Genomic DNA, 24923 nt, shown 5'->3' on the forward strand with positions numbered 1-24923 from the left:
TTACCTCAAAGGTCGTCCGCGAGCGCATCTAGAGCAGCAGCGGAATTCAGGATGTGGTTGGATAGGTCGGCAGGGGCGGGATGCGTTTCGGGCGGCTTCGGCGGCGACGCGGACGGCGGAGCGGGTCGGCCCTTCGATCCCGAAGACCGGCTCTTCCGCCCCCGCGACGGCGCCTTGGGCGGTGCCCATTCGCCGGTTCGGTGTGCCGCCGAGAATTCACGCGGCGTCTCGGCGGCGGCACCCTTCGGCGTCGCCGGCACGGCATGCTGGATCACGGTGTCGCCATCGACCAGACTGGGGCTACGATCGATCTCGGCGGCGTAGTGCCGGGCGGCGTTGAACGGCATGGCCGCAACCTTCTCCGGCATTTCGTGGTAATAGGCGTGCCGGGCTGCGGCCTTTTCCTGGGGGCTGTGGAAAGCCATGTTGCGTTCGGCGGCGAACGCCTTGATCGCGTCCACCACAGCCCAGCTCAATCCCTGGGCCGGTGCTCCGTCGACACCGGGGATCCCGTGCACGTGCTTGTCGACGTTGGGCAGGCGCACCGACGTATTGTTGGAGAAATCCCAGACATGGACATGGCTGGCATCCACGCGATCCCAGTTGGCGATCACAGCCACCGTGCCGCTGGAGCCGAAGCCCTTGCGACGCGAACGCTTGGCGCCGTACTTCAGCAGGTTCTCCAGCAAGGCCGTCGTGGTCGCCGGCTCGTGGAAGCGCTGGCCATTCACGGAGACGCCCTCGGCGCTCAGGATGCAACGCGAGACATTGCCGAGCATCTTGTCCAAGGCACCCACATCGTCGATCGTAGGACGGGTCTTGGCCTGGACGCCCATTGACCAGCGTTCAGCGGGCGCCATGTTTAGGTCGGAATGAGGCTCGACGTGATAGATGTTGACGATGCCGTCCCACATCCTGGCGGTGAGGTAGTCGATCCGGAACAGCGCCTTCGCCCTGGGATCGAGGCCCAGTTCCTGCATGACCTGCGGCTTGAACGGGATGCCGCTGCCGAGGCGGTGCCACACCATTTCGTTGAGGGTGCGGAAGAAGCGCTCGACGATCGCCTTGAACGTCGGCGTGCCGACCGGCGCCCAGACGACGTGGATGCCCGCCGCCTCGCATACCGACTGCATGGAGATGCCGGAGAACTCCCAGGCATTGTCCATGACGATGGTCGTAGGTTTGCCCCAGCCGTCCGTCGCTCCCTTATGGTGGCCGTACTTCTCGATGAGGAAGTCCTTGGCTCGAACGATCTGCCGCAGGCAGAGCATGGCGCTGTAGACGCTCGGCGGCTCGAAGCTCAGGACCGCGCCGAGAATCATTCGGCTATAGACATCAATGGCCAGGGTGAGCCATGGACGTTCGGTCATGACGAGGCGACCGTATTGGTCCTCGACCACGGCCCACACGTCGAGACGGGTATGGTCAATGAGCACCAGCTCGAGGGGGCGGGACGCCTCCATCGGGACGCCCCGACCCTTGTAGCGGGCGTTGGCCGCCTTCTCGCCGTAGCGGGTCGACCAGGTCCACCATGACTCCACTTCGTCAACCCACTTGCGGAAGGTCTCGGGTGAAATTCGGGGCAATTTCTCGAGGCCCTGCTTGACGCGCTCCTCGTTCTCCTCGTCGATCTTCTTGTAGAAGCTCTCGCGCACGTCGCAGTAGCGCTCGGTGATCGATGCCCAGTAAGCGTCGATGCTTTCCTTGGCCCACGTCAGCAAAACGTCCGGATAGCGCTTGCTCCGGTCGTGCTTGCCCCGCTTGTCGAAGAACGCCGAGACGGGGCGCGACCCAGGCACGCCGCAGGCATCGATGGCGCGGAGGATCGTGGCCGCGTCGGGACGCCACACGAAGCCTAGCTCCCGGGCGCGTTTCTTGACGTCCTTGGATTTGAAGTGGTCGTCGATGCAGTTGTGCCCGCGGCCCAGGTGAGGAGTGGCGTCGTATTCCGATGCGCACCACGCCAGCGTCCGCGCGCGCTCGAACTTCTGCCACTGGGCCAGCCGTTCCTTGCGCTCCTTGTCGCCGATGCCGCGTTCCTCGGGATCGAGAAGGGTCGCGGGATGGACGTCGCCGAGCTCGAAGGCGGATTTTTTCCGGCTCGGGATGCTGCCCTTGGGAATGCGAACGGCGCGCCCGTCGCTCCGCATCTTCTCGAAGAGGTGCGGAGCGATATCGACGGGCATGTCCAGCTGCTCGTCCGAAAAGCGCAGTTGGTGCTGGAGCGTGACCTTCTCGAACGTGGCGAGGAACGTGCGGTCGGGCAGCGTGAGCCAATAGGTCTCGCCGGCCTCGACGTCGATGGTGATCCAGGACGGCCTCATGACGGCGCCCCCTGGATCTCGACGGCGGCATCCCGGTCGAACATGTCCTCGAGGGTTTCCTCGGACAGCACGATCTCGGAATCGATCTCGTCGATATGGAACGCGTAACCTTCCGCCGTCACGGCCACCAGCGTGCCCAGCCAAGGCAACCCATCATCGTCGACCAGCACGAAGCGCTGCACCGGAAAGGCGCGGGGGGATTGGAAGACCTGACTCATGCCGCGCCTCCGATCGAACCCATAGGGAACACCATGGACTCCGGCGCCAGCCGTCCGGCGATGTCGATGCAGAGCAGGCGGCGGACATGAAGCGCGCAGGCCTTCTGGATGGCCGCCGCGTTGCCGCCGAGAGCATCCAAGACCGCATCCAGCGTCACCGGGCCGTCGCTCAGCGCCTTCTGGGCGAGATGCACCTCATGGGGCGAGACGATGACGTCGTGGTCGAGCACGATCTCGCGCACCGCATGGGCGATGCGGGAGTAGCCGAGCCCGGTGGGATCGACGAATTGGAAGAACTGCCAACCAATCCTGCCGTAGACCTCCTCGGCCAAGGCGAGCTTTGACTGGTAGACCGGATCGGCGTTGCGCGGGTCGTTCGCGGTCTTCACCTCCACGATCAACTCGCGGGTGTCGCCCGCCGTGGACGCGTCGGGACGCCATTCGGCGCAGGCGAGCAGAAACGGTACGCCACCGGCCAGTGCGGACGCAAAGCGTGCGTCAACGGTCAGGCGCAGATCGGGGAAGAACACCAATGGCGCGGGAACACCCTCGATGATCATTTCAAGGCGGTGCGGTTGCGCCATCATCCTATGGACCGGAGGCGCCGCCTCCATCAGTTCGAGCGCGGGCAGTTCGCCGCGCAACGATTCCCAAGGCAACGCACGGTGCCCGGCCTTGACCGAGACGAAGCGTCCCGTGGCATGGTGCTCGCGCCCGGTGATCAGGGTGCGGATAGGACCGCCGTCCTCGGCGACGAAGATGCGGGCGAAGATCTGATGGTCTTCGAGCAGAAGCTGATCAGACAGCAGTTCGCCGCGCCGCGGCGGCTTGATACTCTTAGGCATGGTTTCTCCTTCCATGCCCGGAAAGTGCTTGACGCGAAAAGGCGCCCAGCGGATACTCGCCGTGCATGTGTGTGGTTCCTGTCTTTGTGGGACGGGCCTATGTGTGCGGGAACGGCCTTGGTCGTTCCGTTTGCTAGGATCGGCTGCCAGGCCTTTCCAAGCGATTTGTCGCCTTTCGGCGGTGAGGATTGACCTGGTGTTTTCCAAACACGTGCCGGGTCTCGGTATTCTAACGCCCTGGAGCAATCCGGGGCGTTTCCGTTTTTGCGTTCACCTTTCCTTCGCCAACGACCGGTATCTTGGAAGACGCCGGCAACGTTGAAGCCTCACGATGATGACTCAAATCGACCGGTGCGCAAGCCCCCTCCGTTTGATTCGGAGGCGGATTTCGGAGTCATGACTCGACTTGTGGGTGTTTCTTAATGTAATGGTTTAAGAGCCTCGGGTTTGCGTCACGGCTGTGTCAATAGGCGATCCCGGTCCGGAAATTACTGCCCGCGATCGCATGTCGTGACGCCGTTCACGACGGTCGCAGATGTCATTTTCCCCCTCGTTCTTCCAGGGAAAAAAGAATCAGCACTGCACCTCCTTCGGAAGGCCTCTGCGTGCTCGTCGCCACGAGAAACTTTCCCGATCGGGAATGAAAAGCGGCGAGATGGCACACGCCCAAAGGGCTGAGACGTCACGCCGATTCGGTCCAAGGCAGCGTCGATTCGTTCGATTCGAACCTTCGCGATACGAGGTTCGTGGACGCCGATTCGCCCTTGCGCACTATCGTCAGCACTTCCGCAGCCGACAACGTAGAGCGGGACAGGAGCTCGCCGGCCAAGGTCTCGATCTCGCTTCGGCGGGAGCGCACCAGGTCGATGGCAGACGCCGCCAGCTTCGCAAGCTCCGTTTCGACCTGGGACATTGTCCTAGGGTCCAGTCGCAGCATGTCCATCGCCCTTTCGGGCTCGCATCGCCAACGCGGGGCATCCGCAGTGCCGAACGACAGATGCGCCGCCGCGAGCATTCGCATGGCGAGCCCGAGATCACTGGTCTCCGAACCACCCGATCCCGATGATGCCTCGCCTAGAAAGGCGATCTCGGCCGCTCGGCCCGCGAGCAGCATCTCCACCCGCCGATCGAGGTCGGACTTCGTCTCGAGAAGGTCATCGGGGATTTCGACGCGCACGTGACCACCCGAGGCGATGCCGCCGCCAAAGGGGTCGATGCTGACGGACACCAGCCGATCGGGAAAATGCAGGGCCGCGATGGCCGCATGTCCTGCCTCGTGCAGAGCCACGCGACTTCGTTGGGCCTCGGTCAATTCGTACGGCGGCACGAGCCGCGCAGTCAGATCGGACAACGACATCTCGCGCTTCTCGCGCCTTGCCAGCCGCTTGGCCGATCTCACGAGGTCCATGATGTCGGCCCCTGTCATCCTGCGAGCCGAGCAGATGCTCGCCATGGGAGAGAGATCGGCATCGGCGAGAGAAGGCCCGAGGTGATGACGCAGGACCCTCGCTGCTCCTGTTTCGTCGGGCGGTCCCAGATAGATCGAGCGCTCCAGCCGCCCGGGACGCAGGCAAGCCGGTGCCAGGGCCTCGACGCGGTTCGTTGCGCCGATGACGATCAGACCATCCCTGTCGGACACGGCACTGTCGAGCAACTGCAGGAAGTCGGCGACCACCGGGCTCCACCAGTCCTTGCCGCGCTGGGAGATCTGGTCGAGATCCGGCATCTGGTCGATCTCATCGAGGAACAGGACGGCCGGCGCCTGCTGCATCGCACGCTCGAAAAGGGCTCGCTGGGCCTTGATCACCGAATCCAGATATCCCGCGCTGCACGCGAACAGCTCCGACACGCTCCCGATAACCACGGGAATGCCGAGATACTGGCCCAGCGCACGGGCATATGTGGTCTTGCCCGTCCCGGGCGGTCCATGGAGGACGCAGCCCTTGTCCACCTCCGACCAGCCGATGATCCCGGCTTTGATATCGGACAGATCCTGCTTGAGATCGATCGCCCACAGCCGCGCATCGCCGAATTCGACCGCCACCTCCAGATCCGGCAGGGTTTCGCCGACACGAGCCGTGCGCGTTTTCGCCGAGATGGCATTGGCGATGCGTTCCGCCGTCACCGCGGCGTCGGCGCCCTTCTCCACGAGCCCGCACAGCTCGTCGAAGTCGAGGACCGAGGTGTCGAGCCTCGAAAAAGAGGATGGCAAGCGACCCACCGAGAACCTGCGGACCAATTGGGCCACCAGAGCTGCGCTTGGCGGCGGGACCTCGATGGTCTCCGATGCGACCGTCTTGAAGATCGCCGGCAACGTCCGCACGGACGGCGTCACGGCCACGACCGTCCTGCCGGCAGCAAGGGCCTTGTTGATGGCACTGGCGTCCTCCGCTTCTTTCTTCCCCGAAGCCTTGCAGAACGCGTAGATGCGGTCGTGAATATCCTCCACCGCTCCTCCGGCCATGTTGGTCCATTCGGCGGACGGCACGACCAGCACGATCGAGCGCAGTTCCCCCTTGATCAAGGACTTGCGCAGATCCGTCGAGATCGCACCTTTCACCGCCAGTTCGGCCAGCGCCTGCCGGACCGTCAGTCCCTCATCCTTCCTGCCGATCGTCATCTCGTCGTCTCCGTGCTGAAAAGGGAAATCGTCTTCGTCGTGGTCGAACATGCCTGGCACCTCTGCTCACTCGTCCAGGCCGAAGACCTTCGGAGGACCCAATTGGTAGTAGCGCGATAGGGTCCTTGCCCAACTGCGGTCCCGGGCGATCGCGAAGAGCTCGGACGTCACGCATTCCCTGCCGTCGACGATCCGCGGATGGCCGTATGCCGTGCCGGCCAGGCAAAGCGCGCTCCTCGGCGCGAAGCCCCAGCGCCGGAGATGCGGTGCTTCCAGCAGGCGCCCGGGCGAGGGAGGAGAACCGGCGGCAAGGCCGCGAAGGTCGGCGGCCAGGTCCTCCAGCAGCTCGGCGATCGCCAAAGGGTCGGCCCCCAGGAAGTCGACGGGGTCGCTGTTGTCACCGATCATAGGCCCGGCTCCACCAGGTGGACCTGACTGGAAGGCATGAGCCTGGCGTCGAGGTCCATGTGCAGACCGCCCTCCACGACCAGTCCCAGCACTCCCGCCACCGGATCGCCGCTGTTGACCAACCCCGCCAGGTCGAGCAGGGGCGCGCTGCCGCCGTTCTCGATGAGATGAACAAGCATCCTCATACGATCGGTCGCGCCAACGGCAGTCTCCGCCGCCTCTGCAATGACGAAGGCGTTGGTCAAGCGGGGCTCGCGACGGACGAAGCTCTCCGGTACCAGGACCACGGTACGACCGATCGTCGCCGCCGAGGCTTTCAACTCGAAGAAGAGGGGCATTCCACCCCGACGCCTCGTCCTGGTGGGCACCACCACGAGGTCCACCGCGCGATGGCCGATAGCCACAGGCACCACCACGAGTTCGTGCGGTTCGAGTCCCAGTTCGGCTGCGGTTTCCTCGATGCCGTGATCATCCGGCAAGCGACGGATGCCGGGATACGCCATGACGAGTGCCTCGGCGGCACGGCGCAGGGATTTCCCCTCCCTTTCCTGTTGCGAACGCCATTTGCAGGGTTCCGATTGCATGCGAGCGGAATTGGCCTCCAGCATGGGGCATCTCCTTGGTTCGTCGGAATTGAAAACGTGATCGGACCGGCGATCCGCCGATCGAAGGTGGCGGAATTCGTTAGGCGTCAGGTGCTTGTGACCGAGGTCAGGCCAAAGCTCCGCCACCTCGCTGCCTATGGGTCAGCGAAAGGACATCGTGGCGTATGGGGTGATGAGGCTTGGTTTCAGCCCAGGCAGGGCGTGCCGGTCGCGAGTTCGACGGCGAGGCAGCCGACCGGGTCATGGCCTCGCCCGTACCGGCAGGCATCGATATCGCGCAGGAGCGGAGCTGTACGTATCGCCTGCAGGAGGATTTGCGGATCACGATCGGCGATCGGGCGGGAGTGCAGCCTCGCAATTCCTTCGAGCGCGCGCTGGGGCACGAGAATGCAAGACCTGCCGGAGGCCAACATGTTCCGCTTGACGCGATGGACGTCCCGCATGACGGCGCCGTACCAGATGCGATTGGGAACACCCACGACCGTGAGCGGAGATCCGTCGATCAGGATCTGGCAGGTCGCCAAAGATTCGGGATCGAGGCCCTCGGCCCGGCTGTAGTGGATGAGGAGCGGGTCGGGGCCGATCACCACGATCTCTTTCGATTCCCGGAGGATACCGAACAGCTGAGCGGAAATGCGCCGGCGCAATTGCCGTGACCGCGATCCGGCCCCATCGGTGTCGTCGCGAGAGATGCCGGCAACAGGATGATGCATTAACCTTCTCCTTGTCTTTCACGACAAGTCCCCTGACGCAGTAATTGGGAGGTCGTGCACGAGCCACGAGAGAGGGAAGGTATTGATCGGCGTTCACCTCCTGTGAACGCACGCGGCTTCCATAGCTCTAGTCACTATAGGAGATGGCCGGCTTTGTCAAGCCTCTTTGCACATTTTGTGCAACAAGAATCGTTTGGTGACGGTAGAATGCCGTTGAAATCGATTCGACGGACCTCGAGCTTGGCCCTTAGCCAACCCAATGCCGCGCAGATAAGAGCCGCCCGGGCTTTGCTGGACTGGTCCCAGCAGATACTGGCCGAACGAAGCGGCATCGCTCGACGCACAGTAGCGGCGATCGAAACCGGCGACGACCGCGTCACAGCCGAGAGCATCCGGGCCGTACAGGGCGCGCTCGAAGCGGAGGGTATCGTCTTCTTGGGTCTGGAAGGAGGCGCGCCCGGAGTGAAGCACTCTCGAGAGTGCGATCCCGACGAGCGCTAGCGCTCCGGCTTGAGCATTCGAACGAGGCTGTCGTTCCTGCAGACGAAGTGCTACCTAGATCCGTGTCCAGGAACCAGATGCCGGCAATGACCTGGTGCACTATATCGAGATGTGCCGCCGATCGAGGCTGGGGCTGCGGCTATCTCCCTCGCACCGAGGTATTTCGCAACCTATTCCGTCGCCACCGGTCGACGCGACGCATCACTCGGATGCGCTCGGTCGATTTCCAACCTTTTCGATCCGCGCTGCGTCGGGCATCTTGGCCAACGGGGGTGCCGATGGTCGACTACAACAGGCAGCGAGAAGAATGGCGCGGGAGCGAACTCGATGCCATCGTCGCCGACTACTTCACGATGCTCTCGGACGAACTGGTGCAGCGACCCTACGTGAAGGCGCACCATCGCGCAGTCCTGATGCAGCAGGTAGGCCGCTCCGCCGCTTCGATAGAGTTCAAGTACCGCAACATCTCCGCGGTGCTCCAGCACCTGGGCTTCCCCTGGATCTGGGGCTACAAGCCCGCGCTCAATTATCAAGACGCCCTGTTCGACGCCATAGATCGGTATCTCACCGGCAATCGCAACATCCTCGATCAGCAACCCACCGCCTCGCCGACGCCTATACTAGATCCCGTCAGCATCTTCGCACCGATGCCGGTGATGACCATCCCAGGCCCTCGCACCGTCGGCCTCGAGCGGCTGGTCCGCAAATTCGACCCCGTCGAACGGGACTTCAGAAATCGGCAGTTGGGTCGCGCCGGCGAGGCGTTCGTAGTCGATCTGGAGCGCAGGAGATTGTTGGCCGGCGATCGGGGCGATCTCGCCCGCAAGATCAGGTGGGTGGCAGAGGAGGACGGAGACGGCGCGGGTTTCGACATCCTCTCCTTCGACCCGGATGGGCGGGAGCGTCTCATCGAGGTCAAGACGACCAATGGTGCTGCCTCGACCCCGTTCTTCGTGACCCGCAACGAGATGGAGGTGTCCTCGGAAAGATCCGAGCACTGGCATCTCTACCGGCTTCACCAGTTCGCGCAGAAGCCGCGCATCTTCACGGTCAGGCCGCCGCTCGAAAGCGTCTTGAGGCTCGACACGGAAACCTGGCGGGCGACGCCGCATCCGAGTGCTTGAGAAGGGCGCATCGTCGGCACGGATCGTACGCACCCACGGACGGCAAGCAAACCCGTCGCCTCAAACAGGGCGCCATCGCTTCATGGTGTCGCCTTGCCGCCACATGGTGACCAGACCCCACCACCCCGCTGGCGCCAGCAGGAAGACGCTGGCCATTGCCGGGAAGTACTCGAACGGGCGCCCGGTCACGAGGGGGAACACGACGATATGGGCCAATTCCGTAATCCCCATGGCCGCGAAGAAGGTCCAGGCCAGGTAGGTTCCGAAGCGAGTCCGACCAGTCAGAAACGGTATCAGCAGCCACGCGCCGACGGACAGCACCACCAACAGGATCACGGGCGGCGAGGCGACGTCGGCATTGGGCACTCCGGTGATGCCGGCCAGCGCATCGAAGAAATCCTTGAAATATTCCTCGGCCCGATGGAGGGCGGACAGGACCAACGCGGTGAAGAACGGCCACCGGACCGAGCGGAACGGACCACGCCCGGCCTCAACAGGAAGAGCAGGAGGCCGGTGACGAAACCCGTCGTGAAGAGGAGCATGGTCGCCAGCCCCAGCGACCAATAACCGACCGCCAGAAGGACGGCGGTGAACAGCGTCGCCGACATCGTCGAAAGCGTCATTTATCCCCCCCGGACGAGAAGTATCGTACTTCCTCTACCGACTGGAGGAGCAATAGGTGTGCGACATTTTTTTGCCTTGCTCCTCTAGTGGCTTGAGGTCGTAGGTTGCGCTCGCAATTCGGAGTCCCGCATGTCCGCAACAGATGATCGATCCTGGACCTGGCTCTTCTCGGCATGGGCCGTCGCCCTGGTAGCGACGCTAGGCGCCCTGTTCATCGGCGAGGTGATGGGACAGGCACCGTGCGTGCTCTGCTGGTACCAACGGATCGCCATGTTCCCCCTGGTGATCACCCTGGGGGTGGGTGCATTCCTCTCGGACCGGAACGCGATCCTGCATTCAGCCCCGCTGGCCGTCGCCGGATTCGGCTTCGCCGCGTTCCATTCCCTCCTGTTCTACGGCATCGTCCCTGAGGCCATCCAGCCCTGCACCGCGACGGGTCCGTCCTGTTCGGACGAAGCCATGACCCTGTTCGGCATCGTCCCGCTGCCTCTCCTGTCTTTGTCGGCCTTCGCCGCCATCCTCCTCTGCCTTTTCCTCGTCAACCGGAGTCGCCCCTCATGAATCGTCGCCTCGTGGTCCTTACCACCGCGGCAGTCGCCGTCCTCGTTCTCGTCATCGGGGCGATCCTCTATCCGCAATTCGCCGGCAACCAGCGTGCCGCCACCGCCGAGCCCGTCGCACCGTCCAACCTGGTGCGGTTCAACTCGCCCGTGATCGGTCCGCAGAACGCCCCGGTGACGATCGTCGAATGGTTCGACCCCTCGTGCGAGGCCTGCCGGGCCTTCTATCCGATCGTCAAGCAGATCATGGATCGCCATCCCGACCGCGTGCGACTGGTGCTGCGCTACGCTCCGTTGCACGAAGGGTCGGACCGGGCGGTCCGCATCCTCGAAGCAGCGCGCAAGCAGAACCTTTTCCTGCCGGTGCTGGAGGCATTGCTGGCCGCGCAGCCGAGCTGGGCCGCCCATGGGGCGCCCAATCTCGATATCGCCTGGCAGGCCGCGGCGGGAGCCGGCCTCGACCTTTCCCGGGCGCGCGCCGATGCACAGGGCGAGGACGTCACCGCGACCCTGCGGCAGGAGATGACGGATCTGGAGGCGCTGGGCATCGCGCAGACGCCGACCTTCTACGTGAACGGGCAGGAACTCGTCGATTTCGGTCCGCAGCAATTGGCCGACCTCGTCGCCGCCGAGGTGGAGAAAACCAACTAGCGTCCGGATGCGTTGAGGCTCCGAGGAGGCTCGAATGGCTCACGCGCACGAAGGAACGGCGGATCGATCGCCCGATCGCGGCCACCGTTTGCTGATCGCCCTGGCGCTGAACCTCGGCATTACCGTTGCCGAAGTCGTCGGCGGCGTTCTTTCGGGATCGCTGGCGCTCATAGCCGATGCGGCGCACAATCTCTCCGATGCCGGAGCGGTGCTGGTCTCCTATATCGCCTGGCGCATCTCCAGGCGCGCCGCCAACGAAAAGCGGACCTTCGGCTATGCCCGGGCCGAGACGGTCGGAGCGCTCATCAACCTCACTGCGCTCATCATGATCGGCCTCTACCTGCTCTACGAAGCGGGTTCCCGCCTGTTCGAGCCGACAGAAGTCGTGGCCACGACGGTATTGATCGTGGGAGCCATCGCCTTCGTCGAGGACGTCGCCGCCGCCTGGGTGTTGCGCAAGGATCTCGGCAGCCTCAACGTGCGCAGCACCTTCCTGCACATGATCGCCGATGCCCTAGCCACGGTGGCGGTGATAGCCAGCGGCGTCGCGATCATGGTCTGGGGCCCGGCTGTCTCATGGATCGACCCCGTCGTCACCGCCATGATCGCGGTCTACGTCCTCATCCATGCGTCGCGGGAAATCCGCGAGGCGATCGCGGTGCTGATGGACAGCGCGCCGAAAGGTTTCCACCACGACGAACTGGTCGCAAGGCTGCAAGGCACTGCCGGCGTATCGGACGTGCATCACCTCCACGTCTGGCGCATCAGCGAGGATCGGACCGCTCTGCAAGTCCACCTGATCGTCGATGAGCCCGAACTATCCGCGGCGACCGCGCTGAAGGAACGGCTGAAGCGGGAATTGCACGACGATTTCGACATCGACCACGCGACCATCGAGATCGAGGCCGCTGACGGCATCGAACACGACACGGACCTCGTTCGTAAGGAGTGAGGAAGCCTCGCGCGGGTCCCTCCCGCCCGCAATCAAACGTCGGCTTCTTCGTCGAGATGGGCGACGACATTTGCCAGAATGCTTCTGACATGGTCGTCCCCGACCCTGTAGAATACCCACTTGCCGTCCCGCTCGCGAGCGACGAGCCCGGCACCGCGCAACAGGCGCAGGTGGCGGCTCACCGAGGTCTGCTGGAGCGAGAGCTCGTCCGCGATCCGGCCAACGGCCTTCGCTTCCTCGAGGCAGCACAGCAATATCCCGAGCCTTGTGGGGTCACCCAGCAGACGGAATATCTCCGACATATCGCACAATACACGGTTGGCGATCGGCGCGGTTCGCAACGGCTTTTCCTCTCGGCTCGTACGACCGGATGGTAAGGAGGGTTTCGGCTGTCGTCGATCACATCTGCGGCACGGAAAACCTTCCGGTAACCCCGCCGCCATATGGTTGCCGAAAAATGAACGGGACCGCCATGCCAAGCTTCGCCTTCCGGGCCCTCGTCCTGCTGATCTCCGTGATCGTCCTCTCGGCGTGCAGCAGCCAGTTCGTCGGGGACAACCGCCATATGGTCCCGCTCAGCCGCGACACGGTGCAACGCCTGGCGGCGATGGGATCGTCGCCGACCGAGCCCATGGTGATCCGCGTCTACAAGCAGAGCTCGGAACTGGAGGTCTGGAAGCGGACCAATACCGGCGATTATGCCTTGTTCAAGACCTACGAGATCTGCAACTGGTCGGGCGAGCTCGGACCCAAGTTCCGCGAAGGCGACTACCAGTCCCCCGAGGGCTTCTACGACGTCACGCCTGGGCTGATGAACCCGAAATCGTCCTACTGGCTGTCGTTCAACGTCGGCTTCCCGAACAAGTTCGACCGTGCCTGGGGCCGCACCGGCACCAACCTCATGATCCACGGCGACTGCAAGTCGGTAGGCTGCTATGCCGTGACCGACGACCAGATCAAGGAAATCTACGCCCTGGCGCGCGAATCCTTCACGGGAGGCAATCGTTCCTTCCAGGTGCAATTGCTGCCCTTCCGCATGACGGACGCCAACATGGCGGCCAATGCCTCAAGTCCGCACGCGGCCTTCTGGGCCAACCTCAAGGAAGGCACCGATCTCTTCGATCGGAACCGCAAGCCGCCCGACTGGGACGTCTGCGAAAAGCGCTACGTGTTCAACCGCAATGATCCGCGTACCAACCCGCTCGATCCCCTCGGCGCCTGTCCTGCAGCATCGGACGATCGGGTCTAGCCGCCGTTTCCCACCGTACTTGCTCGACTCGCCCGACATAGGCAGCTTCGAGCCGGCCCGGCAGAGGCTGCCGTTCGCACAGGTGCACCCATGCGTCACGATTTCAACCCGTTCTCGAAGAGTATTGTCGACATCGTACCCGCCGACCTCGCCGTTCTCAGGGGCGTGGCAGAGGGGTGGTACGTCGAGTACAAGCGGGAGGTGTCGAATGCGGGCGCCGTTGCAAAGTCCATCTCCGCGTTCGCCAATACCTATGGGGGATGGATCTTCTACGGAATTGCGGAGAAGTCCAAGGATGATGCCGTCGCGGGCGAATTCCCGGGCATCCCGCGACAGGAGGCCGACGCCCTGCTGCAGCGCATTCGCCAGAGCGCTGCGAACCATATCCAGCCGACGCCGTATTTCGAGGCGAAGGCGCTGTTCGGTCCCGAGCCCGGCATCGGTCTGCCGGAAGATCGCTGCGTGGTCGCCGTCCGCGTGCCATGGGGCGCGGATGCCCCATTCATCCACAAGGACGGTCGGATCTATAGGCGCGTGGCGGACGGCTCGGAACCGCGTCACGAAACGGATCGCCACATGCTCGATCTTCTGTCGGCACGCTCCACCAAGGTCACCGACCATTTCGCGGAATGGACGAACCGCGATCTCGAGACTTCCGAGGCCGAGGAAGACGTCGCGCATGTCCGCATCTTCCTCATCGCCGATTTCTGGGGCGACCATGAACCCGTGAAGGACGTCCCCATCGGAAAGATCCGGGAGATAATGCGGGATACGAGCGGCGACTTCACGCTCTCCTTCGACAACGTCTATCGCGCCACGGGCGCCTATGTCTGCCGACAGGCCCAAATCACCGACCCCCAGTCCCTGACGCTCACATGGACCCTGCGGACGGACTTCTGCAGCGAGATCGTCGTCCCCCTGCCGAAATTCCGCGGCGGCAATCTCGCGAGCCTGCACGCGTTGTTCCGGGGATACGATCACGCCGATCGATTCATCGGGCTTTGCCGCCAGCAGCGCTACAAGGATCCGACAGTCATCGACCTGAACCTGCTGATGATCGTTCTCATGGCGCTGGCCCGGAAGCACCTGGCCTTGGCTAAGGAATTCGGCTGGACCGAGAAGATGTCCGTCAAGATCAGGATAGCAGGCGTGTGGAGGACCATCCCCTTCTTCGACGCTACCCATGTGCTGGACGAGTACGAGCAGCACGGACTGGCGCTCAACCTGCGCGACGAAGCGGAGATCCACCCCGGCAAGAGCCATCACTCCTATTTCGATCTGGCGGCGCCACAGCCCGGAGAGACGGATCAATCCAACGTCATCTGGATCGCAATAGCCCTTTTCGTGCCTATCGCGAGAGCTCTGGGGGTATCGATGGGGATGGGCGACGAGGAGGACTACGACGCCTTCAAGACATCCATCGTGGATTTCGTCATGGCGGGTCAAAGAGCTATCGGGGTCCAGAAGACCCGACTCGACCAACGGTGACGGAAAACCACAACCGGGGCGGGCACACCTTGCCCAAAGCAGCCCTGTGCCGACCGCAGGAACAGCCGCCTCGACGCCGGCAACTGCAGCGCTCCGTGGAACGCGTTCGTGGTCACGACCATTGGTCGTCCAAGAAACTGTTATCGGCGGCCCGTTGATTTATGCATTTGCTAACCGAAATGTGGGGATAGAATAATGCAGACGCATCTCGGTAGAAGATTCGGTCGCCGTTCCATGGTATTCATGTTCCGGTAACGTTCCAAATCAGTCCGAGCAAGACAGGTTTAGCGATGTCCAGGTCCGAGCTCTCACCCATTGCACGTCAGATCGTCGATGGAACTCTGAAGCGAATCGAAGAAGCGCAGTCCCACAATCAGCCGATCGACACGACCGCGGCGATGGACACCGTCGTGGGGCGGCTCTACGCGACGATAGGAAACGACTTCGCCGGCACCAACGTGAACAACGCCTTGATCGAGTTGGCGAGCACGTTGGTCGAAAAGCACCGCGAAGAACTCGTCAACTCCTGAATCAGGTCATCCGCCCTATCAGCGGGCTGGTGCCGTTGAGCTTCAGGAACAGTTCGTGGGCGTAACGATCGGTCATCCCCGAGATGTAGTCCGTGATGACCAGAAGCGCCTTGTACTTGTTCAGGCCGGCTGCATCCAAAGCGGCCCGGGAGTGGCTCGGGAGCAGATCGTAGAGATGGCGCTCCTTGGTCTTGAGATCCTTGCCCGATGCCTTCGACATGGCCATGCCGGTCAGATGCTCGAGCAGATAGGATAGAATGGTTATGCCGGCGCTCTCGGTCTCGAGCTTTCGCCGTTCCTTGTAGACCTTGTCCCTGCAGGCCTCGGCGATCGCCTCCAGATCACCGGCCACGTTGGGATCCTTGATCAGGTCCTGCCCCAGGCTGTCCGCCTCGATCGTATCCTTCATATCGATGAAACGGCGAACCGCGATCTTCGAGAGACCCACGATCGCTCCGGACCTCAGGTAGGCGATCCTATCCTGCTCCTCGGCTTCCGGGATTTCGTTATACCGTTTGGGATCGCCGCCTTTCTCCGCCAACGGACGAAGCAATGTTTCCGCAGCCTTGAATTGCAGGTGGCCTATCCGAAAAGCGTCCTCGATATCGGTCGTGCGGTAGCAGATGTCATCGGCTGCCTCGAGGATATGCACGAAGGGATGCCTTGCATATCCTTCCTGCTCCTTATGGGGTATCCCGACAGACTTGAACACCTCCGCGGCAGCATCCCTGTCGTCCCATGTAAAGCCGAACTTCGATTTTCCCGGCGACTTGTAGCGGGACGAGAAGCGTTTGGTCGATCCATAGGGATACTTGATGAATGATGCCAGCACGGAATTGGTCAACCGCAGGCCCCCCTGCTCCCGCCAGCCGGCGAGGCGGGTGACGACACGGAAACCCTGGGCATTACCCTCGAAGCCCAAAAAATCCCCGGCATATCGCCCGTCGCCCATAACGTCGCCGATCGCTCCCTTTTCCTTGTTGTCTTCGAACCATGACTGGATCGCGTACTCGCCGACATGGCCGAAAGGCGGATTCCCGATGTCGTGGATGAGGCTCGCGCAGTATACGATGTCGCCCCAATCGACTGGGTTCACCGTATCGTCATCCTTCTGAAGGATGTCCGCTATTCTCGTTGCTATCGACCGGGCGACATTGGCGACCTCGATGCTGTGGGTCAGTCGCGTCCGCAGATAGTCATAGCTCGGAAAGGGATGGACTTGCGTCTTGCCCTGTAGCCGACGAAAAGCACTGCTGTACAGTATCCTTTGCGCATCCTGTTGAAACAGCGTGAAACCTTCGGCGTCAGGATTATCCGCTCCGTCCATTCGATCCTGATAGAACCGATCTTTGGTTGTGAGCGTCTTCCAATCCATTTTCGCCGTCCCCACGCGAGTATTTTACCTGATTAGCGGCGAAGGATTGCGATTGTGTCAATCGTTCTCATAGGTGGACCCAGCACAATATAGACTGGCAGCGTCTTGCCTTTGACAGCATAGGCAGCTGGAATCCGACAGCAATGTCGTCAGGTGGGGCGGTCTTCTCGGATGAAATCCCGAGATGCCATCAGGCGTGGGTGGAGCCGCCCGCCGGCATGTCCATGATGGACCGAACCTGTTCCATGGTCCGGCGCAGGTCTTCCATGTATTGGGGCGGCAGGGTCTTCGCCCGGGGCAGCTTGATCTCCAGGGGATCGGCGATGCGCCCGTTGATCTCGAGTTCGAAATGCAGGTGATTGCCGGTGGACCGGCCCGTCGAGCCGACATAGCCGATGACCTGGCCCTGGCGGACGCGGACACCGGGCGTGATGCCGTCGGCGATGGCGTTCATATGCGCATAGGCGGTCTGATAACCGTTCAGGTGCTTGATCTGCACGTATCTGCCGTACCCGGAATACCACTGCGCCATGTCGACGACGCCATCGGCGGCGGCATAGATCGGCGTGCCGCGCGGGGCGGCGAAATCCGTCCCCTCGTGGTTCGCATTGCCGCCGTTGAACGGGTCGATGCGTGTTCCCATCGCAGAGGTCAGGCGACCGCCGCCCTCCAGCGGACGACGCAGCAGGAAGCGCTTGCCGCTCTCGCCCTGCTCGTCGAAGAACGCGACCGTGCCGTCCGGTCCGGCATAGCGATAGAACCGTCGCTTCGCATTGCCGAGGGAAATCGCGGCATAGAGCAATTGCTCGCTCGCGCCGTCCCCGGGCGCGGCGGTGAGCAGCTCGATCCCGTCGCCGGGCTGCACGCGGCGGGTCAGGTCCGTATCATAGGCGACGAGGGCCACGATCTGGGAGATGACCTCGTCAGCGACATCGTTGCGGCGGCCCGTCTCCCAGATCGACTGGTAGATGCTGGGCAGATTGGCCACATCGATCTGCTCGGTGCTTTCCTCCGAGAAGGGGATGTCCGGCGGCGCGAGGGCCACGACGTAGCGACCGGTATCGGTCAGGGCGACGGTGACCGCGTGCCGATCGCTGTTGGAGGCGTCGTCGTGCAGATAGATGCTGAGCCGGTAAGGAACGAGTCCACCGCCATTGCCGGACGGGCCGAGCAGGATGCGCAGGCGCGATCCGGCCTCCAGGGTCGAGAGCCGATAGAGGTTGCGGATCATCTCCTGCACTTCCGCTGCGGAGCCAGGTGTGAAACCATGGGTGACCAGCGTGTCGAGGAGCGGCCCGGCGACGTCGAGTTTTACGATACGTTCGGACGTCGCCCGGCTGTCTCCGGCCATTGTGGTCTTGGGCACGACGGTGACGTTCTCGGCCATTCCGGCCAGCGGCGCGCTGGCTCGCGCGGTCGCGTCCGATCCGAAATAGGCCATCGCGACCCCCGGCTCGGAATAGTCGCCCCATGAAGTCGCGCCCACATAGGCGGCGGCGATGGCATCGCTGATCGCCCGCCGCGGCACGTAGCCGGACGGGAGGGCGGCATAGCTGATGCTCACCTCCGCCGCGGGCGCTCCCAGAACGTCGGTGCTGATCTGTATAGCCACCTCGGAAAAGGCATCGTCCGGCAACGCCTCGATATAGTTCTCCGGCGAATAGGCGACGACATCGTCCGTCAAGGCGGTCTGCGAGGTGGCCAGGGTGGCCGAGACCCGCACGAAGGATGCGTTGCGGATGACCTCCGAAGCCCCGTCGCTGGCCATGACGCTTGCGGAGACGACCTCCCGGTCGGACCGCGTCTCCAGCACCGGTCGCGCCCTGCTCGTCTTGCCGTCAGCGGCAGCCGGCGGCACATCGCGTTCGACCTCGAGCGATTTGTAGGCGGTCGAGTAGCCCTCGATATCCGAGAACGAGACGTAGAGCGCGGCCCCCATGAGAAGGACCGACGTTAGGCCCGTGAGGACGGTTCCGGCGAGCCAGGCGCCGCTCAGTTCCCGCGACCCGGGCTCCTTTCCGTCCGCCGAACGCGTGGTGAGAGCCGCCTCGTCCCTGTAGCCCAGGGCCCGTGCGCCGAGCCCGTCGAAAGTCCCGACGCGCCGTCTCCCCGATTTCTTGTGCCCGCCCAGCATCTGCCCCGTCATGTCCCCGCGATTCGTGGGTGGAATTTGAAGGCATGGAAAAAGGCGGACAATCGGCGACCACGTTCACGACCACGTGATGTCGTGCTGACGCGGTGGGTTTCGGTGCGGTTCCGACCGTATTGCGCTGAACTGTCGCAGGCCGGGTGTCAGGTCTCACCGTGATACCGGCATTTGCCGTGATCGGCCAGGATCTCGATGACCCGGCAGGTCTCGACGCGACCGTGGCTGCAGCCCTCGACCATGCGCTCCAATTCGTGCTGCAAGGCGGTGAGGCTGGCGATCTTCTTCCTGACCTCCACCAGGTGCGCCTTGGCGATCCCGTCCGCCTGCTCGCAGGACTGGTCGGGCGAATCCTGCAGCTCCAGCAAGGTCTTGATCTCGTCAATATCGAAACCGAGCTCGCGGGAATGGCGGATGAAGGTCAGGCGTTCGGTATCCTTGCCGTCGTAGGTGCGCCGTCCGCCATCCGTGCGCGGCGGGGCGGGCAGCAGGCCGATCTGCTCGTAGTAGCGGATGGTCGGCACCTTCACCCCGCTGGCCTCCGACACCTTGCCGATCGCAATCCCGTGATTCATTTTTCGCTTGCTCCTATAGCGGCTAGAGCATGTAGGCCGGCACGAAGGTTTGCAAGGAGCGATTGCGATGTCGGCAAGGATTGAAACGTCACGCTTCCGTGTCGAGGGCATGGATTGCGCGAGCTGTGCCTCCAAGGTGGATACCGCTGTGCGACGCCTGCCCGGCGTGGAAGACGTCTCGGTCTCCGTCGTGGGCGCCTCCATGACCGTCAAGCACACGGATGCCGACCTGGGCGCCATCGCCCGGAAGGTGTCGAGCCTCGGGTACAAGACGGCGCCATTGCCGGCGCGCGGTGCAGGAGCCGACAAGAGCGAGGAGGCTCATGATCATGCCGGTCACGACCAATCCGGCCATGACCATGCGGAGCATGATCACTCGGGACACGACCATGCCGACCACGACCACGGCCCGTCGGAAAAGCCGAAGCGGGCCGAGACCCTGTCGGGTATGCACGGCCACGACCATGGCTTCGAGGACGGACCCTGGTGGCAGTCCTCCAAGGCCAAGCTGACGATCCTGTGCGGCATCGCCGTGGCTCTGGCCTTCGTCGCCGGCCAGCTCATCCCCGCTATCGCGCAGTGGGTCTTCATCGTCGCCATGTTCGTCGGGCTGATCCCCATCGCCCGGCGCGCCTGGATGGGGGCGATCAACGGCAGCCCGTTCTCCATCGAAACGCTGATGACGGTCGCCGCGATCGGCGCCGTCTTCATCAACGCGGCGGAAGAAGCGGCCATCGTGGTACTGCTCTTCCTCGTCGGCGAACTGCTGGAAGGCGTCGCAACCGGGCGGGCGCGGGCCAGCATCAAGGCACTGGCCAATCTGGTTCCGCGCATCGCGTTGCGGGAAGCGGGCGACAAGGTCGTGGAAGTGCTCGCAGATCAATTGGCAGTGGGCGATGTGGTCCTGGTTCGACCGGGCGACCGCGTCCCTGCCGATGGCGTCGTCGTCTCCGGCGACAGTGCCGTGGACGAAGCGCCGGTCACCGGCGAATCCGTGCCCAAGCGCAAGCAGGTCGAGGATCAGGTCTTCGCCGGCACCATCACCCAGGAAGGCGCATTGCGTGTTCGGGTCACCGCCGCAGCGGCGGACAACACGATCTCGCGCATCATCGCCCTGGTGGAGGAGGCGCAGGAATCCAAGGCGCCCACCGAACGCTTCATCGACCGCTTCTCGAAATACTACACGCCCGGCGTCATGGTCGTGGCCGCGCTCATCGCCATGCTGCCACCCCTGTTCCTGGGCGAGCCCTGGAGCGAATGGGTCTACAAGGGTCTTGCAGTGCTTCTGATCGGCTGCCCGTGCGCCCTGGTCATCTCGACGCCCGCCGCCATCGCCGCTGCGCTTTCGGCGGGTGCCCGTCGCGGCCTTCTCATGAAGGGCGGCGCGGTGCTTGAGCAATTGGGCAAGATCGACATGGTGGCGCTCGACAAGACCGGCACTCTGACCGAAGGCAGGCCGAAGGTCACCGATATCATCGGCGTCGGCAGGCCGGAGCGAGAGGTTCTCGCGCTGTCGGCGGCGCTCGAGGTCGGATCGAGCCATCCGCTCGCCACGGCGATCCTGGCCCGCGCCAAGGCGGACGGGATCGAACCGGCCCGGGCCGACAAGGCCGGTGCGGTCGGCGGCAAGGGCGTGGTCGGCACCGTGGATGGCAAGGAGTTGTTCCTCGGCTCGCCCAAGGCCGCGGCCCAAATGGCCGGCGTCGCCGGCGATCTGATGACCCGGATCGAAAAGCTCAACGACGAGGGCAAGACCGCCTCGGTGCTGCTCGTCGACAACACTTTCGCCGGCATCATCGCCATGCGCGACGAACCACGCGACGACGCCCGTACCGGTCTCGCGGAAATCAAGCGCCTCGGCGCCGATATCGTAATGCTGACCGGCGACAACAAGCGAACGGCCGCCGCCATCGGCGCGAGCCTCGGCATCGAGCCGCGCGCCGAGCTGCTGCCGCAGGACAAGCAGCGCATCGTCGGAGAACTCAAGGCACAGGGCCGGATCGTCGCCAAGGTCGGGGACGGCATCAACGACGCGCCCGCATTGGCCGCGGCGGATATCGGCATCGCCATGGGCGGCGGTACCGACGTGGCGCTCGAAACCGCCGACGCCGCCGTGCTGCACGGCAGGGTGACCGACATCGCCAACATGATGGTCCTGTCGCGGTCCACCATGGCCAATATCGGCCAGAACATCACCATAGCTCTCGGCCTCAAGGCGGTGTTCCTGGTGACGACGGTCATCGGCATCACCGGGCTCTGGCCCGCCATCCTCGCCGATACCGGCGCCACCGTCCTCGTCACAGCCAACGCCATGCGATTGCTGGCCTGGAAGGGGATCGGACCACGTGCATGAAGGGAATAGTGCCGTATTTCGTGTTCGTCTGGCTCATGGCCCTCGACTTGGCCTCGAGAACCCTGGCCGCGGAGCTGGTGGGGGCGATGGACGGCTTCCACGGTCTTCTGCCCGGGATCTCGATCGACTATCTGGTTCGCCCGAACGCCGCGCTGCCAGTCTGGCCGACACTCGCGGTGACGATCATTGCCCTCGTGGTTCTGATCCGGCTCCGCGGCAGCCACCGCAGCGTCGAGCATCTGGCCTGCGCGGCGCTGCTGGCGGGTGGGGCCGCCAATCTGCTCGAGATCGTCTTCAGCGGAACGATGACGACGTTGGTGTCGATCGGGCCCGTCTCCGCGCCCCTTCTTCGCCTCAATCTCGCTCATGTCTGGATCGCCGGAGCGGTGCTGCTCGCCCTGGGCGATGCGTTCGGTCGCGCGGGCGCCAACCTCAGGCCCGGGGAAACGGAAGCCTCATGAGACTTCGCGACGCATTCAAATCCGGCGGGCACCATGCAGACTAAGCCGCCACTGGTCCTCCGCATCTTCCAATGGACGCTATGGCTCCTGATGCTCGCGCTGTTCGCCTATGCGTTCCTGCCGGGCATCCTCTTTCGACTTACGGGCGGCCACGACGCGCCAGTCGTCACGCCGCCGGCCACCGAACAGGTATCGCAATGAAAAGACTTCTCCTGATCGCCATCGCGGCGTTCGCCATCACTCCCGGGGCCATTGCCCATGATTTCGATGCCGGGGCGATCTACATCGATCACCCAATGATCGAGGAGGCGCCACCGAGCGCCCGCGTGCTCGGCGGCTACGTGTCGCTGTACAATCAAGGCGACGAGGACGATCGACTGATCGGGATCGAGAGCACCGCCGCCGAGAAGGTCGAACTGCATCGGTCGGTGGTGACCGACGGTATCGCCCGTATGCAGCCTCTGACCGATGGCATCGAACTGCCCGCCGGCGAGATGGTCTGGCTCGGCTCGGACGGCACGCATGCCATGTTCATCGGCCCCGACAAGCGCTATGTTGTCGGCGATGAGCTGCCGGCCATTCTCGTCTTCGAGAAGGCGGGGCGGGTCGAGGTCACCTTCAGGATAGAAGAGCGCTCGACCACCCGAGCGCCCGGCCACGGGGAACACGCCCAGTGAGCTCCCTGCGTCTCCTCCGTATTGTCCTGTGGTCTCTCGTCGTGGTGGCGGGAGCTGGGTTGGCCTATGTCTATTTCGTCCCGCGCACTGCATCGACGGACGCCGGCCAGACCGTCTATGCGACGGCGTTCACGCTGGTGGACCAGGACGGCGAGGAGGTCACCGAAGCCGACTTCCTCGGCAAGCCATCGGCCTGGTTCTACGGCTTCACCCAGTGTCCCGACGTCTGCCCGACCACATTGTCGGAAATGTCGGCGCTGCTGGAAGCGCTCGGACCGGACGCCGACCGACTGCAGGTCGTCTTCGTGAGCGTCGATCCCGAACGCGACGACGTGGCGACCATGAAGGACTACGTCGACTATTTCGACGACCGCATCGTCGGCCTGACCGGGACCGTCGCGGACGTATCGAGCATGGCCAAGGCCCGCTACATCTTCTTCGAGAGGGTTCCGCTCGAAGGCGGTGACTACACGATGGAGCACAGCGCCAGCGTCCATCTCGCCGATGCCGACGGTGCCTTCTTCGGCACGCTGGATGGCGAGGAACCGTTCGAGACGCGCCTCCAAAAGCTGCGGCGCCTCATCCAATGAAGCGGCTCGACGTCGTCGTCATCGGTGCCGGCCAGGCGGGCCTTGCGACAGGACGGTTGCTCGCCGATGCCGGCCTGGATTTCGCTATCTTCGATGCCGGGGATCGCACAGGCGATTCCTGGAGACGGCGATATGAGGGGCTGACGCTGTTCACCCCGCGCGTTTATAGCGGCCTGGGCGGGATGGCAATGGCCGGCGAGCCGACCGGATATCCCGACAAGGACGAGTTCGCCGACTATCTCGAAGCCTATGCCGCACGCTTCCGCCTGCCCGTAGAGCACCGAGCCGTGGTCGCCTCGATCACCCGGGATAGCGGGGGCCGATTTATCGTCTCGGGTTCCGGTTTCGACACCATCGCCGCCGATGCGGTCGTCATGGCGACCGGCGCGTTCCGTGACCCGATCGTCCCCTCCTGGGCCGCGGCGCTCCCGTCCGAGGTAGCGGCAATGCCTGCCGAGGAATTCGGCGACGGCAGCCATCTGCCGCCGGGGCCGCTCCTGGTCGTCGGCGACGGCGCCAGCGGGCGCGATATCGCCGTGCTGGCGAGACCGAAGCGCGAAGTCGTTCTCGCCACCGGGCGACCGAGACGGCTCCTGCCCGAACGCCTGTTGGGGAAGAGCCTCTGGTGGTGGCTGGACGTCACCGGCCTGGTGCGAGCGCCGACGCGATCCCTGCGCGGAAGGGCGATGCGGCGGAGCGATCCGTTCCCCAACAGGGGGCGGCGGGCGCTGAGCGATCTCGCTGCCGAGGGCATCCGGATCAAGCCGCGCGCAACGGGCGTTGCCGCTGGCATGGTTGGCTTCGCGGACGGGTCCGCGGTACGGCCAGCCGCCGTCGTGTGGGCGATCGGCTATAAAGCGGACTGGTCCCTCATCGAGGTCGAGAACGTGCTGGACGGGAACTGCGTCGTGCGGCACGACGACGGCATATCTCCCGTAGAGGGTCTCTATTTCGTCGGGCTGCCCTGGCAGAGGAACCGGGCCTCGGGGCTGGTGATGGGGGTCAGCGCGGACGCCGCCGTCATCGTCGATCACCTGCTGCGAAGACACCTGGCTCGACACCGCTGAGCGAATGGTGCGGCGGATGCATGGGCATCCACGAGGCGAGCATGAAGACCGTCATCACCCCCAGCACGAGCAGGACCACATCGAAAATACGCAAGACGCACCGCCGGAATTGAACGCCCCATGCTGACCTCCGCCTCGTCGTTCCGCAACGACGGCGACTTCAAAGCCCCGTGAAGCAGCGGACAAGTATCGTCGCCGCCGGTTCGAGGCTGCCATAGGACACCGTTATCACCGCGCAAGCCGACAGGGGTCGATGCGAGAAGCGCA

The 24923-nt window shown here is 63.8% G+C and carries 26 protein-coding genes; 14 read left to right on the plus strand and 12 right to left on the minus strand.

The window, feature by feature from the left end; translation table 11 throughout:
- Positions 1-5 precede the first annotated feature (5 nt).
- The 7 genes from JEQ47_RS02685 to JEQ47_RS02715 form a co-directional block, all read right to left on the minus strand.
- A complete protein-coding gene (locus JEQ47_RS02685) occupies positions 6-2324 on the minus strand; it encodes a TnsB C-terminal domain-containing protein (protein ID WP_198874847.1) in 2319 nt (772 codons plus the stop codon).
- A complete protein-coding gene (locus JEQ47_RS02690) occupies positions 2321-2542 on the minus strand; it encodes a hypothetical protein (protein WP_198874848.1) in 222 nt (73 codons plus the stop codon). The genes JEQ47_RS02685 and JEQ47_RS02690 overlap by 4 nt, the downstream gene beginning before the upstream one ends.
- A complete protein-coding gene (locus tag JEQ47_RS02695) occupies positions 2539-3387 on the minus strand; it encodes a hypothetical protein (RefSeq protein ID WP_198874849.1) in 849 nt (282 codons plus the stop codon). Before JEQ47_RS02695 ends, JEQ47_RS02690 begins: the two co-directional genes overlap by 4 nt.
- Before the next feature lie 682 nt (positions 3388-4069).
- A complete protein-coding gene (locus JEQ47_RS02700) occupies positions 4070-6058 on the minus strand; it encodes an AAA family ATPase (RefSeq protein WP_198874850.1) in 1989 nt (662 codons plus the stop codon).
- A gap of 15 nt (positions 6059-6073) precedes the next feature.
- Complete coding sequence (locus JEQ47_RS02705) at positions 6074-6415, minus strand: DUF6634 family protein (RefSeq protein WP_198874851.1); 342 nt, start codon at positions 6413-6415, stop codon at positions 6074-6076.
- Positions 6412-7023 (minus strand): hypothetical protein, encoded by a 612-nt coding sequence (locus JEQ47_RS02710; RefSeq protein WP_198874852.1) that lies wholly within the window; start codon positions 7021-7023, stop codon positions 6412-6414. Before JEQ47_RS02710 ends, JEQ47_RS02705 begins: the two co-directional genes overlap by 4 nt.
- Before the next feature lie 182 nt (positions 7024-7205).
- On the minus strand, positions 7206-7733 hold the full coding sequence (locus JEQ47_RS02715; RefSeq protein ID WP_198874853.1) for a hypothetical protein: 528 nt from the start codon (positions 7731-7733) through the stop codon (positions 7206-7208).
- 240 nt (positions 7734-7973) lie between these two features.
- Here JEQ47_RS02715 and JEQ47_RS02720 point away from each other — a divergent pair, with 240 nt between their 5' ends.
- Together JEQ47_RS02720 and JEQ47_RS02725 are read left to right on the plus strand one after the other, a co-directional pair.
- The gene (locus JEQ47_RS02720; RefSeq protein WP_236020625.1) at positions 7974-8234 is read left to right on the plus strand and encodes a helix-turn-helix domain-containing protein; all 261 of its coding nucleotides are present in this window, start codon (positions 7974-7976) and stop codon (positions 8232-8234) included.
- Positions 8235-8512: 278 nt separating this feature from the next.
- Positions 8513-9358 carry a protein NO VEIN domain-containing protein gene (locus tag JEQ47_RS02725; RefSeq protein WP_198874855.1) on the plus strand — a complete coding sequence of 282 codons (846 nt, stop codon included), beginning with the start codon at positions 8513-8515 and terminating at the stop codon, positions 9356-9358.
- Positions 9359-9418: 60 nt separating this feature from the next.
- Here JEQ47_RS02725 and JEQ47_RS02730 read toward each other — a convergent pair whose 3' ends face one another.
- Positions 9419-9799, minus strand: a complete 381-nt coding sequence (locus tag JEQ47_RS02730; protein ID WP_236020626.1) for a hypothetical protein — start codon at positions 9797-9799, stop codon at positions 9419-9421.
- A gap of 312 nt (positions 9800-10111) precedes the next feature.
- On the opposite strand from JEQ47_RS02730, the gene JEQ47_RS02735 reads away from it, so the two are divergent.
- From JEQ47_RS02735 to JEQ47_RS02745, 3 genes are read left to right on the plus strand one after another with little or no spacing between them, the layout of a single operon-like run.
- On the plus strand, positions 10112-10543 hold the full coding sequence (locus JEQ47_RS02735; RefSeq protein ID WP_198874856.1) for a disulfide bond formation protein B: 432 nt from the start codon (positions 10112-10114) through the stop codon (positions 10541-10543).
- Positions 10540-11193 (plus strand): DsbA family protein, encoded by a 654-nt coding sequence (locus JEQ47_RS02740; RefSeq protein WP_198874857.1) that lies wholly within the window; start codon positions 10540-10542, stop codon positions 11191-11193. The genes JEQ47_RS02735 and JEQ47_RS02740 overlap by 4 nt, the downstream gene beginning before the upstream one ends.
- A gap of 34 nt (positions 11194-11227) precedes the next feature.
- Positions 11228-12145 (plus strand): cation diffusion facilitator family transporter, encoded by a 918-nt coding sequence (locus tag JEQ47_RS02745; protein ID WP_198874858.1) that lies wholly within the window; start codon positions 11228-11230, stop codon positions 12143-12145.
- 32 nt (positions 12146-12177) lie between these two features.
- Here JEQ47_RS02745 and JEQ47_RS02750 read toward each other — a convergent pair whose 3' ends face one another.
- Entirely contained in the window at positions 12178-12486 is a 309-nt protein-coding gene (locus JEQ47_RS02750) for an ArsR/SmtB family transcription factor (protein WP_236020627.1), read from the minus strand.
- A gap of 131 nt (positions 12487-12617) precedes the next feature.
- Here JEQ47_RS02750 and JEQ47_RS02755 point away from each other — a divergent pair, with 131 nt between their 5' ends.
- From JEQ47_RS02755 to JEQ47_RS02765, 3 genes are all read left to right on the plus strand, one after another.
- A complete protein-coding gene (locus tag JEQ47_RS02755) occupies positions 12618-13394 on the plus strand; it encodes a L,D-transpeptidase family protein (protein WP_236020628.1) in 777 nt (258 codons plus the stop codon).
- A gap of 90 nt (positions 13395-13484) precedes the next feature.
- Positions 13485-14882 (plus strand): AlbA family DNA-binding domain-containing protein, encoded by a 1398-nt coding sequence (locus JEQ47_RS02760; RefSeq protein WP_198874859.1) that lies wholly within the window; start codon positions 13485-13487, stop codon positions 14880-14882.
- Between the two features lie 290 nt (positions 14883-15172).
- On the plus strand, positions 15173-15412 hold the full coding sequence (locus JEQ47_RS02765; RefSeq protein WP_198874860.1) for a hypothetical protein: 240 nt from the start codon (positions 15173-15175) through the stop codon (positions 15410-15412).
- A 1-nt stretch (position 15413) separates the two neighbouring features.
- On the opposite strand, the gene dgt is transcribed toward JEQ47_RS02765, so the two are convergent.
- The 3 genes from dgt to JEQ47_RS02780 form a co-directional block, all read right to left on the minus strand.
- On the minus strand, positions 15414-16787 hold the full coding sequence (gene dgt, locus JEQ47_RS02770) for a dGTP triphosphohydrolase (RefSeq protein WP_198874861.1): 1374 nt from the start codon (positions 16785-16787) through the stop codon (positions 15414-15416).
- Between the two features lie 190 nt (positions 16788-16977).
- A complete protein-coding gene (locus JEQ47_RS02775) occupies positions 16978-18933 on the minus strand; it encodes a M23 family metallopeptidase (protein WP_198874862.1) in 1956 nt (651 codons plus the stop codon).
- A gap of 146 nt (positions 18934-19079) precedes the next feature.
- The gene (locus tag JEQ47_RS02780) at positions 19080-19508 is read right to left on the minus strand and encodes a MerR family transcriptional regulator (RefSeq protein ID WP_198874863.1); all 429 of its coding nucleotides are present in this window, start codon (positions 19506-19508) and stop codon (positions 19080-19082) included.
- Between the two features lie 67 nt (positions 19509-19575).
- Here JEQ47_RS02780 and JEQ47_RS02785 point away from each other — a divergent pair, with 67 nt between their 5' ends.
- The 6 genes from JEQ47_RS02785 to JEQ47_RS02810 are packed head-to-tail and all read left to right on the plus strand — an operon-like array spanning position 19576 to position 24656.
- Positions 19576-21861 (plus strand): heavy metal translocating P-type ATPase, encoded by a 2286-nt coding sequence (locus JEQ47_RS02785; RefSeq protein ID WP_198874864.1) that lies wholly within the window; start codon positions 19576-19578, stop codon positions 21859-21861.
- Positions 21858-22322 (plus strand): hypothetical protein, encoded by a 465-nt coding sequence (locus tag JEQ47_RS02790; protein ID WP_198874865.1) that lies wholly within the window; start codon positions 21858-21860, stop codon positions 22320-22322. Before JEQ47_RS02785 ends, JEQ47_RS02790 begins: the two co-directional genes overlap by 4 nt.
- Before the next feature lie 33 nt (positions 22323-22355).
- On the plus strand, positions 22356-22523 hold the full coding sequence (locus JEQ47_RS02795) for a hypothetical protein (protein ID WP_198874866.1): 168 nt from the start codon (positions 22356-22358) through the stop codon (positions 22521-22523).
- On the plus strand, positions 22520-22999 hold the full coding sequence (locus tag JEQ47_RS02800) for a copper chaperone PCu(A)C (protein WP_198874867.1): 480 nt from the start codon (positions 22520-22522) through the stop codon (positions 22997-22999). The genes JEQ47_RS02795 and JEQ47_RS02800 overlap by 4 nt, the downstream gene beginning before the upstream one ends.
- Complete coding sequence (locus JEQ47_RS02805; RefSeq protein WP_198874868.1) at positions 22996-23589, plus strand: SCO family protein; 594 nt, start codon at positions 22996-22998, stop codon at positions 23587-23589. The genes JEQ47_RS02800 and JEQ47_RS02805 overlap by 4 nt, the downstream gene beginning before the upstream one ends.
- Positions 23586-24656, plus strand: a complete 1071-nt coding sequence (locus JEQ47_RS02810) for a flavin-containing monooxygenase (protein WP_198874869.1) — start codon at positions 23586-23588, stop codon at positions 24654-24656. The genes JEQ47_RS02805 and JEQ47_RS02810 overlap by 4 nt, the downstream gene beginning before the upstream one ends.
- The last annotated feature ends 267 nt before the right edge of the window (positions 24657-24923 follow it).

Source organism: Devosia sediminis, assembly GCF_016411825.1.
GTDB lineage: Bacteria > Pseudomonadota > Alphaproteobacteria > Rhizobiales > Devosiaceae > Devosia > Devosia sediminis.

What these genes read in the sequence shown, in the direction of transcription:
- JEQ47_RS02795 (WP_198874866.1), top strand. Translation starts at nt 22,356, where the DNA reads ATGCAGACTAAGCCGCCACTGGTCCTCCGCATCTTCCAATGGACGCTA.
- JEQ47_RS02685 (WP_198874847.1), bottom strand. Translation starts at nt 2,324, where the DNA reads ATGAGGCCGTCCTGGATCACCATCGACGTCGAGGCCGGCGAGACCTAT.
- JEQ47_RS02800 (WP_198874867.1), top strand. Translation starts at nt 22,520, where the DNA reads ATGAAAAGACTTCTCCTGATCGCCATCGCGGCGTTCGCCATCACTCCC.
- JEQ47_RS02740 (WP_198874857.1), top strand. Translation starts at nt 10,540, where the DNA reads ATGAATCGTCGCCTCGTGGTCCTTACCACCGCGGCAGTCGCCGTCCTC.
- JEQ47_RS02715 (WP_198874853.1), bottom strand. Translation starts at nt 7,733, where the DNA reads ATGCATCATCCTGTTGCCGGCATCTCTCGCGACGACACCGATGGGGCC.
- JEQ47_RS02775 (WP_198874862.1), bottom strand. Translation starts at nt 18,933, where the DNA reads ATGACGGGGCAGATGCTGGGCGGGCACAAGAAATCGGGGAGACGGCGC.
- JEQ47_RS02790 (WP_198874865.1), top strand. Translation starts at nt 21,858, where the DNA reads ATGAAGGGAATAGTGCCGTATTTCGTGTTCGTCTGGCTCATGGCCCTC.
- JEQ47_RS02755 (WP_236020628.1), top strand. Translation starts at nt 12,618, where the DNA reads ATGCCAAGCTTCGCCTTCCGGGCCCTCGTCCTGCTGATCTCCGTGATC.
- JEQ47_RS02785 (WP_198874864.1), top strand. Translation starts at nt 19,576, where the DNA reads ATGTCGGCAAGGATTGAAACGTCACGCTTCCGTGTCGAGGGCATGGAT.
- JEQ47_RS02760 (WP_198874859.1), top strand. Translation starts at nt 13,485, where the DNA reads ATGCGTCACGATTTCAACCCGTTCTCGAAGAGTATTGTCGACATCGTA.
- JEQ47_RS02780 (WP_198874863.1), bottom strand. Translation starts at nt 19,508, where the DNA reads ATGAATCACGGGATTGCGATCGGCAAGGTGTCGGAGGCCAGCGGGGTG.
- JEQ47_RS02735 (WP_198874856.1), top strand. Translation starts at nt 10,112, where the DNA reads ATGTCCGCAACAGATGATCGATCCTGGACCTGGCTCTTCTCGGCATGG.
- JEQ47_RS02710 (WP_198874852.1), bottom strand. Translation starts at nt 7,023, where the DNA reads ATGCTGGAGGCCAATTCCGCTCGCATGCAATCGGAACCCTGCAAATGG.
- JEQ47_RS02745 (WP_198874858.1), top strand. Translation starts at nt 11,228, where the DNA reads ATGGCTCACGCGCACGAAGGAACGGCGGATCGATCGCCCGATCGCGGC.
- JEQ47_RS02690 (WP_198874848.1), bottom strand. Translation starts at nt 2,542, where the DNA reads ATGAGTCAGGTCTTCCAATCCCCCCGCGCCTTTCCGGTGCAGCGCTTC.
- JEQ47_RS02695 (WP_198874849.1), bottom strand. Translation starts at nt 3,387, where the DNA reads ATGCCTAAGAGTATCAAGCCGCCGCGGCGCGGCGAACTGCTGTCTGAT.
- JEQ47_RS02700 (WP_198874850.1), bottom strand. Translation starts at nt 6,058, where the DNA reads ATGTTCGACCACGACGAAGACGATTTCCCTTTTCAGCACGGAGACGAC.
- JEQ47_RS02765 (WP_198874860.1), top strand. Translation starts at nt 15,173, where the DNA reads ATGTCCAGGTCCGAGCTCTCACCCATTGCACGTCAGATCGTCGATGGA.
- JEQ47_RS02810 (WP_198874869.1), top strand. Translation starts at nt 23,586, where the DNA reads ATGAAGCGGCTCGACGTCGTCGTCATCGGTGCCGGCCAGGCGGGCCTT.
- JEQ47_RS02705 (WP_198874851.1), bottom strand. Translation starts at nt 6,415, where the DNA reads ATGATCGGTGACAACAGCGACCCCGTCGACTTCCTGGGGGCCGACCCT.
- dgt (WP_198874861.1), bottom strand. Translation starts at nt 16,787, where the DNA reads ATGGATTGGAAGACGCTCACAACCAAAGATCGGTTCTATCAGGATCGA.
- JEQ47_RS02725 (WP_198874855.1), top strand. Translation starts at nt 8,513, where the DNA reads ATGGTCGACTACAACAGGCAGCGAGAAGAATGGCGCGGGAGCGAACTC.